Raw genomic sequence first — 18,298 nt, forward strand, 5'->3', positions numbered from 1 at the left:
AGGACAGGAACAGCGACTAGCGGCGGCAAGAACCCGTTCTTGCCGCCGTCCTAGTAAACGGGTCCATCAAGCCGAAACGCCAGCGACGTGACACCTTGCAATCAATAATGATTGCGCTAACATTCCGCAAAACAGCAGCTCGGATCTGCTTGAGGGAGATGCATGAAAACTCTGGCCCTTTCCATCATTGCGCCGGTCACGATGCTCTGTGCCGGACCGGCTGGCGCCGCCAGCTCGGCCGAACGTGTAGTCCGCATCGACGCTGCCCGTGCCGGCGCGCCGGTCGATCGGTTCTACGATCTTTCGGTCGGATCGGACTACCCCGGCACTCTGAGGCGCGTCGACAGCCAGGCGCAATTGCAGGTCGCCTCCGACGAACTCGGCTTCCGCTACATCCGTTTCCACGACATCTTCCATGATGTGCTGGGTACCGTCCGCAAGGAAAACGGGCAGATCGTCTACGACTGGAGCGGCATCGACGCGCTGTATGACGCGCTGCTCGCCAGAAAGATCCGACCTTTCGTGGAGCTGGGCTGGAGCCCGGCCGCGATCCGCACTTCGGACCAGCAGCTGTTCTACTGGAAGGGCAATACCTCGCACCCCCATCCGGCAGAGTGGCGCAAGCTGATCCATGCCTTTGTCACCCATCTGCGCGCGCGCTACGGCGCCGAGGAAGTGCGCAGCTGGTACTTCGAACTGTGGAACGAACCCAATCTCGACGGGTTCTGGGAAGGCGCCGACCAGCGCGCCTATCTTGACCTCTACGCCGATACGGCAAGGACCATCAAGGCCATCGACCCGCGCCTGCGTGTCGGCGGCCCGGCAACCGCCGGGGCGGCCTGGGTCCCCGAATTCCTGGCCTTTGCGGCCGAGCACAAGTTGCCGGTCGACTTCGTGGCGACCCATACCTACGGCGTCGAGGGCGGTTTCCTCGACGAACAGGGCAAGCAGGACACCAAGCTCTCCTCCTCGCCCGACGCGATCATCGGCGATGTGCGGCGCGTGCGCGAGCAGATCGAGGCTTCCGCCTATCCCGGCATCCCGCTCTATTTCACCGAGTGGAGCACCAGCTACACCCCCCGCGACTTCGTGCACGACAGCTATGTCAGTGCGCCCTACATCCTCACCAAACTCAAAAAGACCGCCGGCATGGTGCAGGGCATGAGCTACTGGACCTACACCGACCTGTTCGAGGAGCCCGGTCCGCCGCCCACGCCCTTCCACGGCGGGTTCGGACTGATGAACCGCGAGGGCATCCGCAAGCCGGCATGGTTCGCCTACAAGTACCTCCATGCCCTGCGCGGCCGGGCCATCCCGGTGGCGGACGAATTCACGTTCGCCTCGCGCGAGGGCAAGGCCGTCAGCGCGGTGGTCTGGGATTGGCACCAGCCCGAGCAGACCCTGAGCAACAAGCCGTTCTACACCCGCCTCCAGCCATCAAGGGCGAGCGATCCGGTAACGATCCGCTTCGAGCACCTCGCGCCGGGCCGCTACCGGCTCGAGACGCACCGCACCGGTTATCGGCACAACGATCCGCTCTCGCTCTATATCGACATGGGCATGCCGGAATCCGTCGATGCCGCACAGCTCGATCGCCTGCGCCAGGAAACCGCCGACACGGCGGAAACCGGCAAGACCATCTCCGTCGGCCGTGACGGCACCGCCTTGGTCGAACTGCCGATGCAGACCAACGACGTCGTGCTCGTAACGCTGAAACCCGCCTCGTGACCGACCAGGGAAATACCATGAGCCTGACCCGCCGCACCATGTTCAAGGGCGCGCTTGCCGGCGCGGCCCTGCCCGCCGCCGTTCCCCCCGCTCTGGCCGCTCTGGCCCCTGCACTCGCGAGCGAGGCGGCGGCACGCGCGCCTGGCCGCGCGCCGACCTGGGGAACAGGCCCCGAAGGCCAGCGCAAGGCCGATCTCGGCAACGGCACGTATCGCAACCCGATCCTGTCCGGCGATCATCCCGACCCGTCGATCCTGAAGGACGGCGACGTCTACTACATGACGTTCTCCTCCTTTGACTACTACCCCGGGCTGGTGATCTGGCAATCGCGCGATCTGGTGAACTGGTCGCCGATCGGCCCGGCCCTCACGCACAATCTCGGCAGCGTCTGGGCTGTCGATCTCGTGAAGCACAAGGACCGCTACTTCATCTATCTCCCGGCCGCCCCCGATGGCAAACCCTGGTCGATCTACGTGATCTGGGCAGATGACATCCGCGGCCCCTGGAGCGATCCGGTCGACCTCGACATTCCCGGCTGCATCGATCCGGGCCATGTCGTGGGCGAGGATGGGCGGCGCTATCTCTTCACCAACGGCATCCGCAAGGTCCGGCTGACCGATGACGGCCTTACCACCGATGGTCCGCTGGAAAAGGCCTACGATCCCTGGCGCTATCCCGACGACTGGATCGTCGAGAACTTCGCGCCGGAAGGACCCAAGCTGCTGCGCCGCGGCGACTGGTTCTACCTTGTCACCGCCATCGGCGGTACTGCCGGTCCGGTCACCGGGCACATGGTCATCACCGCCCGCTCCCGCTCCGTCCATGGGCCATGGGAGCATTGCCCGTACAATCCCATCGTTCGCACGCAAGGCACGGCGGAGCCCTGGTGGTCGCGCGGGCATGCCACGCTGGTCGAAGGACCGGCGGGCGATTGGTGGATGGTCTACCACGGCTACGAGAACGGCCTGCGCACGCTTGGCCGCCAGACATTGCTGGAACCGATCGAGTGGACCGGGGACGGCTGGTTCAGGGCACGCGGCGGCGACCTCTCGCAGCCGCTTGCCAAACCGGCTGGCGGCAAGCCGGGTCCATCGCTTCCAGCTCTGTCCGACGACTTCTCCGCGGATCGCATGGGCCTGCAGTGGACCTTTTTCGCGCCGGACGGCGATGCCAAGCGCTCGGCATACCGGCCCGGCGGCCTGGTGCTCGCCGCGAGCGGCACTTCCCCTGCGGATTCCCCGCCGCTCACCTGCATCGCCGGGGATCGCAGTTACCAGGCCGAGATCACGCTCGACCTGCTGAGCGAGGATGCCGAGGCGGGCCTGCTGCTGTTCTACAACCACAAGGCCTTTGTCGGGCTGGGCTTCACGGCCAGGACGCTCAAGCTCTTCGAATACTCGCAGGAGTTGCCGTGGGCCGGGATCCCCCATTCCGCCCGTACCTTGCGCCTGCGCCTCACCAACCGGGAAAATGTCGTGACCTGGCACTTCTCACATGACGAGGGCCGCAGCTGGCAGCGCCACGATACGCGCATGGAAGTCTCGGGAATGCACCACAACACCTTCGGCGGGTTCCTCAGCCTGCGCCTGGGCATCTATGCCGCCGGAAAGGGCGAAGTGCGCCTGCGCGACTTCCGCTACCGTGCCAATGCCATGATCGCATAGCACGTTGCGCGAGCCCGGCTTGCCGGAAGCGGGGCCCCGTGAATATTCCGGGTTTCCCGCTTCCGACAAACCGGCCAAAGCACGTGCCGTGATGGACTGGACCAAGACGATTTCCGCGAAGGCAGGCGACGCACAGACCGGCGCGGCAGACCTGACGGCGGATCTTGTCCGCAAGTACGCCTCGGATCTTCTGCTGCTGGCGCTTTACGGGCTGGCCTTCGCCGCATTGCATTGGGCTGCCCACCCATGGGGCGGAGGCGGATTCTTTTCGCTATGGTATCCCGCCGCCGGGCTGCGTTTTGCGGCACTCTGGCGGCGAGGCCTGGCGATCACCCCTTGGTTGATGGCCACGGAACTCTGTGTCGATGCGATGACCGGGGTGCTGCCGCTCACCGGCTCCGGCGTCATTCACGACAGCATCAACATCATGCGCCCGGCCCTTGCCTACGCTGCCGCGATCGCGATTGCCCGCTCCATGGCCGGCCGCCTGTCGGGCCACCGAGCCGAAGGCGGCAGCGAACCGGTTACCGCTGCCCCCATGCGCCTGGGTATCGCCGCGCTGCTGGCCCCAGCCCTCAATGCGCTGCTATTCGTACCGCTGGAACTGGCGCTTCCTGCCACGGCGGGACCATCGGCAATCCGGGTGCAGCTGGTGGTGTCGCTGACCGGCCTTGCTCTCGGCGACCTGCTCGGCATCATGGTGCTGGCACCGCCGTTGCTGTCACTCGCACGCTTCTATCGCTCGACCGAACCCCGCGCCCTTGCCATGCCCGGCTGGCGCCTGCTCGTGCCCGGCGCCGTCATCCTCGGCGCCTCCATGTGGCTGACCGTCGCGCTATGGCGCGCCGGTCTCGGCGCGCAACCGACACCGCTGCTCCTGGCAGGCGCCTGGATCGGCCTGCGCCACGGCCGCACCGCCGCCTGGTTCACGATCCTGGCCGTCATTGCCCTGTTCCTCCCCTATTCCGCCGGGCCGCTCGGCGATGGAGAGCGGCTGAACCTGCACCTCAGCCTCGCCGCCGTCGCCATCGTCACCTGGCTGTCGGGCTGTTACGCCGACACCCAGAAGATTGCCGAGGACATGCTCGCCCGGCGCAACCGCCTGCTGTTCCAGGCGGAGCGGCTGAAGACGTTGCGGGCAATGTCGGTGGCGGTGATCCACGAGATCAGCCAACCGCTCTCCACATTGGCGATCGAGGCAGGCCATCTCAGGAGCCGCACGGCCGACCTCGATGCCGACATCGCGCAAAGCGCAGCACTGGTCGACCGCAAGGCCCATGCCCTTTCCGAACTGGTCCGGCGGCTGCGACGGTTCGGCGGCCGCTCCGTGGACGAGCCGTCTCCCCTGCCGCTGTGCATGCTGCTGCAATCATCCGTGCAGATGGTCGCGCCGGAACTGCGCAGCGCGGAATGCCAGCTCGTGCTGGCACCGGTTCCGCCCGACCTCACCGTCCATGCCCAGGAAATCGAGCTCTCGCAGGCGATCGTCAACCTGCTGCGCAATGCCATCACCGCTGCTGCGGACCGCACCCTGCGGATGAGCACGCAGATGCGGGGCGACGATGCCGTCATCCGGATCACCAACGCCGTTTCGGCCCGCCCCGTTCCGCCCTCGGCCTCAGGGGCCGGGATGGGCATAGGCGTCATCATCGCCCGCACCATCATCGAGGCCCACGGCGGCATGCTGGTCCGCGACGACGAGCCGGGCTTCGTGCACATGGTGGTTTCGCTGCCACTCTACACGCCGCGTTCCGGAACCCCGACATGACGATGCAATCCCCTCACACGGCGCCCCCGCCCGCCATGGTCGCCGTGCTGGACGATGATGAAGACCTCGCCTGCACCATTGCCCGGCTACTGACCCGACACGGCTTCGCGGCGCAGGCGTTCTTCGACACCGCAACCGTGTCCACGGCACTGGACGGACAGGTATTCGGCTGCCTCGTCAGCGACATCCAGCTCGGCACCACCGATGGCTTCGCTTTCGCGGAAAGCCTGCGCAGCCGCGTCCCGGCGCTCGCGCTGGTGTTCATGACCGCCTGGCCGACCACCACCCACGCCGTCGACGCCGTGCGCCGCCATGGCGGGCTCGACTATCTGGAGAAGCCGATCGACACCGACCGCCTTGTCAGCGCCGTCTCCGAAGGGCTGAACTGGTCGGAACGCGAACGGCGGATCCTGACCCTGACGTCCCTGTTCACCCGGCGCGAACGGGAGGTTTTCGACCTGCTGGTGCGCGGACACAGCAACAAGGAAATCGCCGACCGCCTGGCGATCTCGGCACGCACCGTGGAGGACCACCGCGCCGCGATCGTGGCCAAGACACAGACCAACGGGCTGGCCCAGCTGATCGCACTCAGCCGCGGTGAGGGAACGCCTCCCCTGCCGCGATAACGTCTCCGGGAATTTCCCGGATGGTACTCCCTTCAGCCATGCAGCAGTCCCTGTTTCCAGAGGCTGCAGCGCGATCCGCGCTTTGCGCCAGGTGCGACGATTTTACGAGGCGACCCGAAGGGCGACCCGTTTCACGGGTTTACCCTGGACTGGCTGGCGGGATGGGCGACCCCATCCTGTCAGCCATTTTTCGAAACCAGAATTTTAGAGCAGCTGATCCGATGCAATCGGATCGGAAACTGCTCAAGGCCGCGAACCCGCTGGCCGTCGCAGCAGATAGATGTCCATTATCCAGCCATGCTTCTCGCGCAGCATAGCCCTGAGCGGGGCTATGCGCGGCCCGGCCTCGGCCAGCGCCCCGCTGACGAGCGCTTCCTGCGGCAAGCCCAGGAAAGCCCCCCACCAGATCTCGATACCTTCCGGCGGCAGCGTTTCGAACGCACAGCCCCCGTCAAGCATCACCACCAATGTATCCGCGCCGTCCGGCCAGCCCCGTTCGCGCAGCCGCCGCCCGGTGGTGATGGTGACGGACGAGGCCAGCGTGTTCAGCGGGATCGCATGGGCCGCCGTCAGCAGTTGCACGCTGCTGATCCCGGGAACGACATGGGTCCGCAGATCGAGTCCTTCGCGCTGCAATCGCGCGGCAATGCGCAAGGTGCTGTCATAGAGCGAGGGATCGCCCCAGACGAGCAGCGCCAGCTTGCCCCCGCGCGGGAGATGGGCATCGATCTCGGCCCGCCAGGCCGCGGCGATGGCGGCATGCCAGTCGCGCACCGCCTCGATATAGGGCCCCTCGGCGGCGCGAGCGGGAAGATCGAACTCCACCACACGCACCGGCCGGGTCAGCACGGCGCCGCAAAGGACGCGGCGCAGATCGACGAGATCGCTTCTGCCATCCCCTTCCCCGCCCTTGCGCGGGAGCAGGATCAGGTCGGCCCCGTTCATGGCCCGGATCGCCGCCATCGTCAGGTGATCGGGATTGCCGGTGCCAATGCCGATCAGGTGCAGATCGATCATCGCCCCGCTCAGTCCTCGCGGCCGGCAAAGACCGACTGCGCCGATTGCGGGCGGAAGCGGCGGTCGTAGCCCGCAGCATAAAGGCTGCTTTCACCTTCCACATGCGCGCCCAGCGAGGGCCCCACAAGGATCAGCGCGGTACGCTCCATGCTGCCCGCCACCGCCGCCTCCGCCGTTGCCAGCGTGGCGCGCACGATCCGCTCGTCCGGCCAGCTCGCCCGCCAGACCACCGCCACCGGGCAGTCGCCGCCGTAGGAAGGCAGGAGATCGCGCACCACCGCCTCCAGATTGTGGATCGAGAGGTGGATCGCCAGCGTCGCGCCCGTCGCGGCGAAGCGTTCCAGGCTTTCGCGCTCGGGCATCGTGCTGGCCCGGCCGGGGGTGCGGGTCAGCACCACCGACTGGGCCAGCGCCGGTACTGTCAGTTCCGTTTCCAGCGCGGCGGCAGCGGCGGCAAAAGCCGGAACCCCCGGCGTCACGGTGAAGGGAATGGCGAGCGCGCGCAGGCGCCGCACCTGCTCGCCCATGGCGGACCAGACCGAAAGATCGCCCGAATGAAGCCGCGCCACGTCCTGCCCGGCCTCATGCGCCTCGCGGATCGTCTTGATGATCGCGTCGAGGTCCATCGGCGCGGTGTTGACGATGCGCGCGCCCGGCGGGCAATGGCCAAGCACGGCGGCGGGCACCAGCGATCCGGCATAGAGGCAGACCGGGCTGGCGGCGATCAGGTCGCGTCCGCGCAAGGTAAGCAGATCGGGCGCGCCGGGACCGGCGCCGATGAAGTGGACAGTCAAGACAAGGCTCCTTCGGCAATGGCGCAAGTGGCCATCCGGTCTGACGAAACGATACGGGGGACGATCAGGCGTGACGGCGCGCCTATCGCGGCGAGCGCGGAGGCTTCGGCCACGCTGCCGGTACGGCGGGCGGCGAGGCTGGCGGCAGACCGGGTGACTGTCGCCGCCGCCTCCAGCGCGTGCGGGGCGATGCCGAGAACCGGAAGTCCAAGCCGCGCGGCCAGTTCGGCCACCAACCCGCACTTGTCCTCAGGCGCGGCGAGCATGGCGATGCGCACGGCAGGCACCTGCCCGCTGGCAAGCTCGAGCGCATTCTCGAGCGAGGCCAGAGTCGCCCCTTGCCGGCAGCCGAAACCGGCCACGATCATCGCACCGCGCTCCACTGCACCACCGGATAATGCGCCTTCCACCCGCGCCGCGTGCCGAGCGGGGCCGCTTGCGCGAGTTCGATCCGCAGCAATTCGCCGCCCTTCTCCGCCTGCCACTTCGCGAGCAGGGCTTCCGACTCCAGCGTCACCGCATTGGCGACGATGCGTGTGCCCTTGCCGAGCAACCCCCAGAGCGTTTCGAGCAGGGCCTCGCTCAGCCCGCCGCCGATAAACACGGCATCGGGCGGCGGCCGGTCTGCCAGAACTTCGGGCGTGCGCCCTTCCACCACCTCCAACCGGTCCACCCCCAGCGCCCGGGCATTGCTCCGCGCCCGCTCCGCCCGCTCGGGATCGGCCTCGAACCCGGTCGCCTGCATGGCGGGATGAGCGAGCAGCCACTCGATGGCAATGGAGCCCGACCCGCAGCCGATGTCCCACAGCCTTTCGCCGGCACGCGGCGCCAGCCCCGAGAGCGTGAGCGCGCGCACGGGGCGCTTGGTGATCTGCCCATCATGCTGGAACCAGTCGTCAGCCACTCCACTGGCTCGGGGCAGAACCGCCCCGTCCCCTGCGAACCGGATGCCAAGCGCCACTGGATGTACGGTGTCGGCAAATGGCTCGGCATCCGCGCGCATCGATCGAATGCGCTCGCGCGGGCCGCCCAGCGCTTCCAGCACCGTGACCTCGGACGCGCCGAAACCTTGCGCTGTCAGATAGGCCATGAACTCCGCCACCGCCGCGCCGTCCCGCACCAGGACCAGCACCTGCATGCCCGGCGCCAGATGGGGGCGCAATCGCGCCAGCGGGGCCGCATGAAGGCCAAGGCAGACGGTCGTTTCCAGCGCCCAGCCCAGCCGCGCCGCCGCCAGCGAAAAGGTCGAGCGTCCGGGCATCGCCGTCCACTCGTGCGGCGCCAGATGGCGCGCGATCACCGAACCCGCGCCGAACCAGAACGGGTCTCCCGACACCAGCATCACCGTGCGCCGCCCGCGCTCGGCGAGCAGGCCGTCGACGCCGCTGGCAAAGGGCACTGGCCATGTCCGGCATTCGGCCTTAAGTCCGCCCACCAGCGCCATGTGCCGCTCGGCGCCGGTCACCAGATCGGCTTGGGCCAGCACCGCGCGGGCATCAGCGCGGAGGCCGGAAAGGCCATCCTCGCCGATGCCGATCAGCGTCAGCCAGGCCCGCCCGGGAGAATCAGTCATGTCCCATATCCTCATCCTGGGCGGCACCACCGAAGCGAGCGCACTCGCCCGCGCCATGGCGGATCGGGGCCTCGACGCCACGCTCAGCTACGCCGGACGCACCGAGGCGCCGCGCGCCCAGCCGATCCCGGTGCGGATCGGGGGCTTCGGCGGAGCGGACGGCCTTGCGCAGTACCTGCAGGACCACCGCGTCTCCCACCTGATCGATGCGACCCATCCGTTCGCGGCCACCATGAGCCGCAACGCTCTGGCCGCCGCCGAGGCGACCGGCACGCCGCTGCTCACGCTCACCCGCCCCGGCTGGGCGCCGCAGCCGGGTGATCGCTGGCAATCCGTGCCCGATGTCGCCGCCGCCGTCTCCGCGCTGGCCGGACCGCCGCGCCGGGTGATGCTGGCGCTCGGCCGCATGCATGTCGAGGCCTTCGCCGCGCAAGGCCAGCACCATTACCTGCTGCGCTTCGTCGACCGGCCCCGGCAGCAGCCCGCGCTTCCCGATCATCATCTTGTCGGCGATCGCGGCCCCTTCACGGCGGAAGACGACATGCACTTGCTGGCACAGCACCGGATCGACGTTGTCGTCTGCAAGAACGCGGGCGGCAGCGGCGCGGAGGCCAAGCTCATCGCCGCGCGCCGCCTCGGCATTCCGGTCATGATGATCGAACGCCCGGCCGCCGCGCCGACCGAGACCGTGCACACCGTGGAGGCCGTGTTCGACTGGCTCCCTCATTCCGCCGATCTCGGCGTGTAGAGGATCGGCGCACCCTCGCGCGGGATCAGCCGCGTCCGGCTCGACCCGACAATGACCACGGTGCGCATATCGGCCATGTCCGGGCTTGCCTCGCCCAGCGTCGTGACCCGCAGGTGTTCCTCGGGCGTCGACACCGCGCGGGCAAACAGGATCGGCCGATCCGCGCCGCAAGCCTCGCGCAGCACGTCCAGCACGCGGGCGAACCCTTCGGGGCGGGACTGGGAGCGCGGGTTGTAGAATGCCATCGCGAAGTCCGCCTCCGCCGCAAGACGCAGGCGCCGCTCGATCAGCGCCCATGGCTTGAGGTTGTCCGAAAGGTTGATCGCGCAGAAATCATGCCCCAGTGGCGCCCCCGCGCGGGCGCTGGCCGCCAGCATCGCGGTGATCCCCGGCAGCACGCGGATGTCCAGCGAAAGCCACTCCGGCGGCCCCTGCTCCAGTGCCTCGAACACGGCCGCGGCCATCGCGAAAACCCCCGGATCGCCGGAAGAGACGACCACCACCCGCCTCCCTGCCGCCGCCATCTCCAGCGCATGGGCGGCGCGCTGGAGTTCCACCCGGTTGTCGCTGGCATGGAGCACCAGCCCCGCGCGCGGGGCGACCCGCGCGACATAGGGGATGTAGCCGACCACATCGCTGGCCTCGGCCAGCGCCTGCGACACTTCCGGCGTGACCAGCGTCTCGCGGCCCGGGCCGAGCCCGGCGATCGCGATCCACCCGCTCACGGACGGCGGCCCTTGCCGTGGATCAGCAGGATCGAGAAATAGGGCGTCACGGCTTCCGCTTCGACCAGCGGGGTGATGCGCTGCTCGGCCATGGCGGCATGCTCGACCAGCCATGCCTCATGCTCGCGCCCCGCCGCCGCGACCGCGCGGCGCAGCTTGGCGAGATTTCGGCCGATCTTCATCACCACCAGCGCATCGGTATCGGCGATCCGCCGCGCGAGATCGGCTTCGGGCAGCGTGGCCATGAGCACCGTCAGCACATCGTCACCCCAGGTGATCGGTGCACCGCTGGCGGTCCATGCGCCCGACATGCCGGTGATGCCCGGCACGATTTCCACCGGAACCACGCCCGAAAGCCGTGCGTGAAGGTGCATGAAGGAACCGTAGAAGAACGGGTCGCCCTCGCACAGGACGACAACATCCTCGCCGCGGCGCGCCAGGGTGCCGAGATGCTCGGTGCAGGCGGCATAGAACTCGGACAGGCAGGCGTTGTAGCGCGGATCGGCCAGCGAGATCTCGGTCGTGACCGGGTATTCCATGGCGAACTCGGCCACATCGGCGTGCAACATGCCCTCGACGATCCGGCGCGCCTGTCCGGGGCGGCCGGCCTTGCGGAAATAGGCAAGGTGGCGTGCGCCGCGCACCAGCCGGTCGGCGCGGACACTCATCAGGTCCTGCGCGCCGGGACCAAGCCCAACCCCGTAGATCGTTCCGGTCTTCACCGCGACGTTCGCCTCGATTCTCGTTTCCGCGTTCATTCCGCCTTGCTCCCGATCGCATTGACCGCCGCAACCGTGATGGCGCTTCCCCCCAGCCGCCCTTCGACCACGCAGCACGGCACCGGCTGCTCCGCCCACAAGGCCGCCTTCGATTCCGCCGCGCCGACGAAGCCGACCGGACAGCCGATGATCGCCGCGGGACGCGGGCATTGCGGATCTTCCAGCATGTTCAGCAGATGGAACAGCGCGGTCGGCGCATTGCCGATCGCCACCAGCGCCCCGTCCAGATACGGCCGCCAGAGTTCGAGCGCGGCGGCCGAACGGGTATTGCCGATCGCCTGCGCCAGCGCCGGAACCTCCGGCGCATTGAGGGTGCAGACCAGCGGATTTCCCGCAGGCAGGCGGGCGCGGGTGATGCCTTCGCTGACCATGCGCGCATCGCAGAGAATTGGCGCCCCGCTCGCCACCGCCGCCATCGCCGCAGCCGCGAAACCCGGCGAGAAGCGGATGTGCGCGGCGAGGTCTACCAGCCCGGCAGCGTGAATCATGCGTACCGCGATGCGCTCCTCGTCGGCATCGAAGCGGGCGAGATCGGCCTCGGCGCGGATCGTCGCGAAGGACTGGCGATAGATCGCCGCGCCGTCGGTCTCGTAATGGTGCGGCATCAATCGGCTCCGAAATGCGTGAGAATCTGGTGGGGTGTGAGCCCGGCGATGACCGCCGGGGCGCCTGCGCGAGTATCGAACGAAAGATCGAATGCGCCGCCGCGTCCGGTCAGGGTAACCGCGGCAGGAAGCGACCGGGCGCAGCCTTTTGCGCAGCCCGAGACATGCAGGCGCCCGGCCACATGGGGCGCGAGGCGCTCGGCGAGAGCGCGCGTTTCGACGCTCGCCTGCGGGCAGGCCGGCATTCCGGGGCAGGCATCGACACGCAGCGACGGATCGGACGCCTCAGTGGCGAAACCCTCAGCCGGGACAAGCGCGGCGTTCTCCAGCAGCAGCACGCGCCATGGCGTGAGCCGGACGGCGCGGGCCTCGGTCTTGTCCAGCAGTTCTGCCAAAGCCTCGGCGTGCAAGCTGCCGAACGCCACCCCGAACGCGGCGCCAAGCGGGTGAAGGCCCGGGTCCAGTGGCGCGCGCGGGGCAGCCGGGCGAACAGCCCCCTGCGCCCAAGCGGGGAGCTCGGCGTGATGGCGCGCCATCCGCCCCGACACCGCACCGCCGCTATCCACGAACCAGTGGGCAAGATCAACCAGCGCTTCGGCGGCATGGTCCATGGCGATCGGCACCCCGGTCTCGCGGCCCTCCGCGCGCAGGATCAGCGCGCCGGTCTCACCGCGTTCAATGCGCAAATCGGCCGGGATCAGTCCCAGAACCGGCTGCGAACCGGCATCGATGGCAAATCCGACTTTGCCCGGCAGCGGGGGTAACCGGTCCAGCCGGTCCATGAAAGCGCGGGCGATACCCTCGGTCTCGTCGCCCTCGGACCAGTCCGGTGCCAGTGTCAGATTGCGCCGGGCCTCGCGCTCGGCATCGCCGTCGATCAGCCCCAAGGCTGCCAGCCCTTCGAGCAGCGGGCGCAAGGCCGTTTCTCGCACCCCGCGCAGCTGAAGATTGCCCCGGCTCGTCAGGTCGAGCGTGCCGCTGCCATGGCCCAGTGCAAGGCCGCACAGGCCCAGCGCCTGCGCACGGGTCATCCGGGCCAGCGGCGGGCGCAGGCGCACGATCAGCCCGTCGCCGGATTCCATCGGCCGCCAGGCCGAAGGGCACCATCCACGCACCACGAAGGGGCTCGCACATTTGGTCGTCCCGGAAACGGGCATGCCAAGGGTCCACGCGCGCAGCGACGATGGCCGGGGCCTGCCGGCTCGCGCCGGTCCGCACACAGGGAGGGGGCGCGCGCATTACGCCCTTCCCTGCGCGCCGATGCAGCCCCAGCCGCACGGTTTCGTCGCTCACGCGGAGTACCGAGCCATGGCCTTTCCCTGGACCAAGGCAAGAGCGACCGACGCGCCGGCAGGTCTCCTGGCTCGCGGGTCGAAGCTCGATGCACGGCCTTCCCGGACCTGGCAGGTCCAGTGGCCGGCCTTCCCCTCAGGAAGACCTCGTCATCTCGCTCACCGCTTACAGTTGCAGGGACAGCCTCGGCTTCGGATGGAACGATCCACCCGCACCGCGTTCCCTTTTAAGCCCCTTTCGGGGCACCGGCGCGATCGTTGCCCGGCAGGCCGAAGCCTGCGAGCGAGCATCGCTTATTACAAAAACCCGCGCTTGCCAACGCGCCTTCCCGAAATCAGGCCGTGGCCGCACGTGCGGTGGCAAAAACCCGCCGCTCAAGCCGGTCGACGGTGAAGCGCAAGGTGCCTTCCGCCCCGGTATAGGCCCAGTCGAGACGGTTCTCGCCGGGGCGCTCCCAATCAGCCACGGTCATTTCCCGGCCGTCCGGGGCATGCCATGCGCCGTGATCCTCGAAGCGCTGGAAGGCGGCCAGATAGGTCATCCGCGCGGCACCGAGCCCGGCGACGTAATCCTCCAGTTCATGGTCGCGGCCTTCCCAATCCACCCAGCCGATCGCATTGTCCTGACAATAAGCGTTGTTGTTGCCGTGCTGGGTGCGGCCGAATTCATCGCCCGCGGTCAGCATGATGGTGCCGGTGGAGGCGAACAGGGTGCCGAGCATGGCCTTGAGATCGGCCTGGCGCGCCGCCAGCACCGCCGCATCGTCGGTGCTACCCTCGACGCCGTGGTTCCAGCTGAAGTTCTCGCCGTGGCCGTCACGGTTGTTCTCGCCATTGGCCCAGTTGTGACGGCGCTCGTAAGCGACGGTATCGGCCAGCGTGAAGCCATCGTGCGCGGCAAGGAAATTGACCGAACGGCAGGCGGAATGCGGGGCAAGCGGGCCGAACACATCGGACGAGCCCGCCAGCCGCGTCGCCAGCTTGCCGATGCCCTCGTCCCCGCGCCAGAAACGGCGCACGTCGTCGCGGAAGCGGTCGTTCCATTCGAGCCAGTTGGCGGGAAAATTGCCAAGCTGATAGCCGCCCGGGCCGATATCCCACGGCTCGGCGATCATCACCCGCGTCGAGAGCACCGGATCGGCGGCGATCTCCGCAAAGATCGGCGCGGCAGGATCGAACCCGGGTCCGCGCGCCATGACTGGCGCAAGGTCGAAGCGGAAGCCGTCCACGGCGCAGGCGCTCGCAAAATGCCGCATCGCGTCGAGCGCCAGCCGCCGCACGGCCGGATTGGCGAAATCCAGCGTATTGCCGCAGCCGGTATCATTGATGAGCGCACCATCGGGCGCATGGGCGTAGGCGCCGTTGTCCAGTCCGCGCAGCGAAAGGATGCCGCCCGACCCGTCGCTCTCGCCGGTATGGTTGAACACCATATCGAGCAGCACGCCGATCCCCTCGGCATGGAGCGCGGCGACCGTATTGCGCAGCTCTGCCACCCCGCCGGGACACAGCCCAGGATCGAGCGCCATCATCGCCACCGGATTGTAGCCCCATGCGTTGACGAGGCCGAGCGGCGGCAGGTGCCTCTCGTCCACCCAGGCAACGATCGGCATCAGTTCCACCGCCGTCACATGCAGCTTCTTCAGATGTGCGAGCACAGCCGGATGGGCCAGTGCCGCGACCGTGCCGCGCATGTGCTCGGGCACATCGGGATGGAGACGGGTGAAGCCGCGGACGTTGAGTTCGTAGACCAGCCCGCCCGAGCGGAAGCGAGGCGGATCGAGTGCCGGCGGCGGCGCGGCGGCGGGTACCAGCGCGCGCGGAACGATGTCTGCGGTATCCTCGCCGTGGACGGCAAGGCGCGGGTCCTGCACGAAGCGGCGGTCCAGTTCCACCGCCCGGGGATCGACCAGCAGCTTGGCCGGATCGAACCACAGCCCGCGCTCGGGCGCCCACTCCCCGGCAGCGCGATAGCCGTAATGCGCGCCGGTCAGGTTGCCCGGCAGCGCCAGCGTCCATTCCGGGCCTTGCCGGAGCATCGCGTGGCGCGTTTCCTCGGCGCCGGAAAACAGGCACAACCAGACCATGTCGGCCAGCGGCGCCCGCACCGTGAAGCGCGTGGCGTCGGCCCCGATCTCGACGCCGAGCGGGTTCATGCAGCCAGCTTGCGGTAAAGCCGGGCGTAAGCCGCGCCGCTCGCCGTCCACGAGAAATCGGCCTTCATCGCGTTCTTCTGGAGCGCGGCCCAGACGTCCGGTTCGTTCCACAATTCCACCGTGCGGGTCAGCGCCGCCGAGAGTGCGTCGTAATGCACGCCGTCGAACTGGATGCCGGTGGCAACACCCGCCGCGAGCGCGGCCGGATTGGCATCGATCACCGTATCGGCAAGACCGCCGGTGCGGGAAACAACGGGGAGACAGCCATAAGCCAGGCCATAAAGCTGGGTCAGCCCGCAAGGCTCGAACCGCGAGGGAATGAGGATCGCATCGCCGCCGCCCTGCATGCGGTGCGACAAATCCTCGTCGTATCCGAAACGCAGGCCCACCCGGCCCGGATGGCGCGCCGCGCCTTCGCGCAGTTGACGCTCGATCGCACGGTCTCCCGAGCCCAGCAGCGCCAGCCGTCCACCGATGCCGACGAGATGATCCAGCACTTCGGGCAGCACGTCCATGCCCTTCTGCCAGGTGAGGCGCGTGACCGCGATGAACAGCGGGCCGTCATCCTCGTCGAGGCCGAACTCGGCCTCCAGTGCGCGCTTGTTGGCCTTGCGCTTGTCCAGCGTCCGAGCGGAATAACGCGCGGCGAGCGCGGCGTCCTCGGCCGGGTTCCACAGCGCGGTATCGATGCCGTTGAGAATGCCGCTGACGGCATTGCCCCGCGCGATCACCAGCCCTTCCAGCCCCATGCCGAAGTTCGCCGCACGGATTTCACGCGCATAGGTGGGGCTGACGGTGGTGACCGCATCGGCACAGGCGAGCCCGGCCTTCAGCATGCCGAGACCGCCGTGATATTCCACGCCCTCCATCGTCCATGCCTCGGCGGGCAGGCCGACACCGGAGAACACTTCGGAACCGAACCAGCCCTGAAACGCCATGTTGTGGACCGTGACCACCGAAGGCACCCGCCCCTCATCTCCGCCGAACGGAGCGAAGCGCAGATAGGCGCAGGCCATCGCCGCCTGCCAGTCGTGCGCGTGGACAACGTCATAACGCTTCGCCTTGCCCCGGCTGACCATGGCGCCGCCCGCGATGTCGGCTGCGGCGCGGCCAAAGGCGGAAAAGCGGTGCCAGTTATCCCCCCAGTCGCGCCCGGCGCCATCGGTGTAGGGCGCGCCGTCGCGGGTGAACAGGGCCGGCGCATCGAGCACCAGCAGCGGATGGCCGTCAATCTTCGCGGAAAGCAGCCGCGCCGGCACCCCCAGCAGCGAATCCCACGCATGAACCGCGCGGGACCGGCCGATCGCCTTGAGCACCGAGGGGTAGCCCGGCAGCAGCGTCGTCACTTCCACCCCGTTTGGCGCCAGCGCCGAGGGAAGCGCGCCGGCAACATCGGCCAGCCCGCCGGTCTTGATCAGGGGAACTGCTTCGGATGCGACCGACAGAACCTTCAATGCACTCTTCCCTTCCGGTGTCTGAAAATCCGCCTGTGCCGGAATCTTCAAACAAATCCTTAGATTTCCAGCCGCTCGATCATGCGCTTGGTAATGAGGCATACGCCATTGTCGGTGCGGCGGAAACGCTGGCCATCGAGAACGGGGTCTTCTCCCACCACCAGCCCTTCGGGAATACGCACGCCGGAATCGATGATGACCCGGCTGAGCCGCGCATGGCGGCCGATGTTGCAGTAAGGCAGGATCACCGCTTCGTTGACGGAAGAATAGCTGCCCATCTTCACCCCGGTGAACAGCAGCGAACGCCGTGCCAGCGAGCCGGAGACGATACAGTCCTGGCTGATCAGCGAGGAAATCGCCTCGCCGCGCCGTCCTTCCTCGTCGTGCACGAACTTGGCGGGCGCGGCGACGACGGTGTCGGTCCAGATCGGCCAGTCGCGGTCGTACATATTGAGCTTGGGCACGGTGTCGGTCAGGTCGAGATTGGCGTCGAAATAGGCATCCACGGTGCCGACGTCGCGCCAGTACTCCTCGATCTCTTCCGCCGCGCGGATGCAGGAATTGGTGAAACGGTGCGCCTGCGCCTTCCCGTGCCTGACGATGTAGGGAATGATGTCACCGCCGAAATCGCGCCTGGAATCGGGATCGGCGGCATCGCGCCGCAGTTGCTCGAACAGGAACTCGGTATCGAAGACGTAGATGCCCATGGAAGCGAGGCAATTGTCCGGATCGCCGGGGATCGTCGGCGGATCCTTGGGTTTTTCCACGAACGAGGTAATCACGTCGTGCTCGTCGACATGCATGACGCCGAAACCGCTGGCTTCCTTCTTCGGTACGACAAGGCAGCCCACCGTCACGTCCGCGCCCGAATTGACGTGCTCCTGCAGCATCAATTCGTAGTCCATCTTGTAGATGTGGTCGCCCGCCAGGATCACCATGTACTTCGGGCTGTAGGATGCGATGATGTCGATGTTCTGGAACACCGCATCCGCCGTGCCTTCGTACCACAGCATCTCGGAAATGCGCTGGCTGGCGGGCAGGATGTCGAAACTCTCGTTGCGCTCCGGCCGCATGAAGTTCCACGCGCGGTTCATGTGGCGGATCAGGCTATGCGCCTTGTACTGCGTGGCCACGCCGATGCGGCGGATGCCCGAATTGATCGCGTTGGACAGCGCAAAGTCGATGATGCGGCTCATGCCGCCGAAATAGACCGCGGGCTTGGCCCGGTTGTCGGTCAGTTCGGCAAGCCGGCTACCCCTCCCCCCCGCGAGCACATAGGCCATGGCGTCGCGTGCGAGCGGCGATCCCGAGGTACGCATCTGAAACACTCTCCTTGCACATCTTCGGCCCCGTGCCGAACAGGGGGCCAGTT

16 protein-coding genes and 1 riboswitch are annotated in these 18,298 nt (G+C 67.8%); of the genes, 5 read left to right on the forward strand and 11 right to left on the reverse strand.

Annotated features, from left to right (window positions below):
• Positions 1-162: 162 nt before the first annotated feature.
• The 4 genes from DM450_RS21185 (at position 163) to DM450_RS21200 (ending at position 5,786) form a co-directional block, all read left to right on the forward strand.
• Positions 163-1,728 carry a GH39 family glycosyl hydrolase gene (locus DM450_RS21185; RefSeq protein WP_221889492.1) on the forward strand — a complete coding sequence of 522 codons (1,566 nt, stop codon included), beginning with the start codon at positions 163-165 and terminating at the stop codon, positions 1,726-1,728.
• Positions 1,729-1,745: 17 nt separating this feature from the next.
• On the forward strand, positions 1,746-3,392 hold the full coding sequence (locus tag DM450_RS21190) for a family 43 glycosylhydrolase (protein ID WP_142638895.1): 1,647 nt from the start codon (positions 1,746-1,748) through the stop codon (positions 3,390-3,392).
• A gap of 91 nt (positions 3,393-3,483) precedes the next feature.
• Positions 3,484-5,160, forward strand: a complete 1,677-nt coding sequence (locus tag DM450_RS21195; RefSeq protein WP_142638897.1) for a sensor histidine kinase — start codon at positions 3,484-3,486, stop codon at positions 5,158-5,160.
• A gap of 2 nt (positions 5,161-5,162) precedes the next feature.
• Positions 5,163-5,786 carry a response regulator transcription factor gene (locus DM450_RS21200; protein ID WP_142639482.1) on the forward strand — a complete coding sequence of 208 codons (624 nt, stop codon included), beginning with the start codon at positions 5,163-5,165 and terminating at the stop codon, positions 5,784-5,786.
• 243 nt (positions 5,787-6,029) lie between these two features.
• Here DM450_RS21200 and cobF read toward each other — a convergent pair whose 3' ends face one another.
• From cobF to cbiE, 4 genes are read right to left on the reverse strand one after another with little or no spacing between them, the layout of a single operon-like run.
• Entirely contained in the window at positions 6,030-6,803 is a 774-nt protein-coding gene (cobF, locus tag DM450_RS21205; protein WP_142638899.1) for a precorrin-6A synthase (deacetylating), read from the reverse strand.
• Positions 6,804-6,811: 8 nt separating this feature from the next.
• Positions 6,812-7,597, reverse strand: coding sequence for a precorrin-4 C(11)-methyltransferase (cobM, locus tag DM450_RS21210; RefSeq protein ID WP_142638900.1), 786 nt, complete (start codon positions 7,595-7,597; stop codon positions 6,812-6,814).
• Entirely contained in the window at positions 7,594-7,965 is a 372-nt protein-coding gene (locus DM450_RS21215) for a cobalamin biosynthesis protein (protein ID WP_142638902.1), read from the reverse strand. The genes cobM and DM450_RS21215 overlap by 4 nt, the downstream gene beginning before the upstream one ends.
• The gene (gene cbiE, locus DM450_RS21220) at positions 7,962-9,170 is read right to left on the reverse strand and encodes a precorrin-6y C5,15-methyltransferase (decarboxylating) subunit CbiE (RefSeq protein WP_142638903.1); all 1,209 of its coding nucleotides are present in this window, start codon (positions 9,168-9,170) and stop codon (positions 7,962-7,964) included. Before cbiE ends, DM450_RS21215 begins: the two co-directional genes overlap by 4 nt.
• On the opposite strand from cbiE, the gene DM450_RS21225 reads away from it, so the two are divergent.
• Complete coding sequence (locus DM450_RS21225; RefSeq protein WP_142638904.1) at positions 9,169-9,918, forward strand: cobalt-precorrin-6A reductase; 750 nt, start codon at positions 9,169-9,171, stop codon at positions 9,916-9,918. The two genes, cbiE and DM450_RS21225, sit on opposite strands and share 2 nt — an antisense overlap.
• Here DM450_RS21225 and cobJ read toward each other — a convergent pair.
• From cobJ to glgC, 7 genes are all read right to left on the reverse strand, one after another.
• On the reverse strand, positions 9,894-10,643 hold the full coding sequence (gene cobJ / locus DM450_RS21230) for a precorrin-3B C(17)-methyltransferase (protein ID WP_142638905.1): 750 nt from the start codon (positions 10,641-10,643) through the stop codon (positions 9,894-9,896). The two genes, DM450_RS21225 and cobJ, sit on opposite strands and share 25 nt — an antisense overlap.
• Positions 10,640-11,401, reverse strand: a complete 762-nt coding sequence (gene cobI, locus DM450_RS21235) for a precorrin-2 C(20)-methyltransferase (protein WP_142638906.1) — start codon at positions 11,399-11,401, stop codon at positions 10,640-10,642. Before cobI ends, cobJ begins: the two co-directional genes overlap by 4 nt.
• Positions 11,398-12,027, reverse strand: a complete 630-nt coding sequence (locus tag DM450_RS21240) for a precorrin-8X methylmutase (protein WP_142638907.1) — start codon at positions 12,025-12,027, stop codon at positions 11,398-11,400. The genes cobI and DM450_RS21240 overlap by 4 nt, the downstream gene beginning before the upstream one ends.
• Positions 12,027-13,184, reverse strand: a complete 1,158-nt coding sequence (gene cobG / locus DM450_RS21245) for a precorrin-3B synthase (protein ID WP_142638908.1) — start codon at positions 13,182-13,184, stop codon at positions 12,027-12,029. Before cobG ends, DM450_RS21240 begins: the two co-directional genes overlap by 1 nt.
• A 174-nt stretch (positions 13,185-13,358) precedes the next feature.
• Positions 13,359-13,585: riboswitch (cobalamin riboswitch) on the reverse strand.
• A 69-nt stretch (positions 13,586-13,654) separates the two neighbouring features.
• A complete protein-coding gene (gene glgX / locus DM450_RS21250) occupies positions 13,655-15,472 on the reverse strand; it encodes a glycogen debranching protein GlgX (RefSeq protein WP_142638909.1) in 1,818 nt (605 codons plus the stop codon).
• Positions 15,469-16,926, reverse strand: a complete 1,458-nt coding sequence (gene glgA / locus DM450_RS21255; RefSeq protein WP_260610473.1) for a glycogen synthase GlgA — start codon at positions 16,924-16,926, stop codon at positions 15,469-15,471. The genes glgX and glgA overlap by 4 nt, the downstream gene beginning before the upstream one ends.
• A gap of 59 nt (positions 16,927-16,985) precedes the next feature.
• On the reverse strand, positions 16,986-18,245 hold the full coding sequence (gene glgC, locus DM450_RS21260) for a glucose-1-phosphate adenylyltransferase (RefSeq protein ID WP_142638911.1): 1,260 nt from the start codon (positions 18,243-18,245) through the stop codon (positions 16,986-16,988).
• Positions 18,246-18,298: the final 53 nt, after the last annotated feature.

Origin of the sequence: Sphingomonas sp. IC081 (assembly GCF_006874585.1) — a bacterium.
Lineage (GTDB): Bacteria > Pseudomonadota > Alphaproteobacteria > Sphingomonadales > Sphingomonadaceae > Novosphingobium.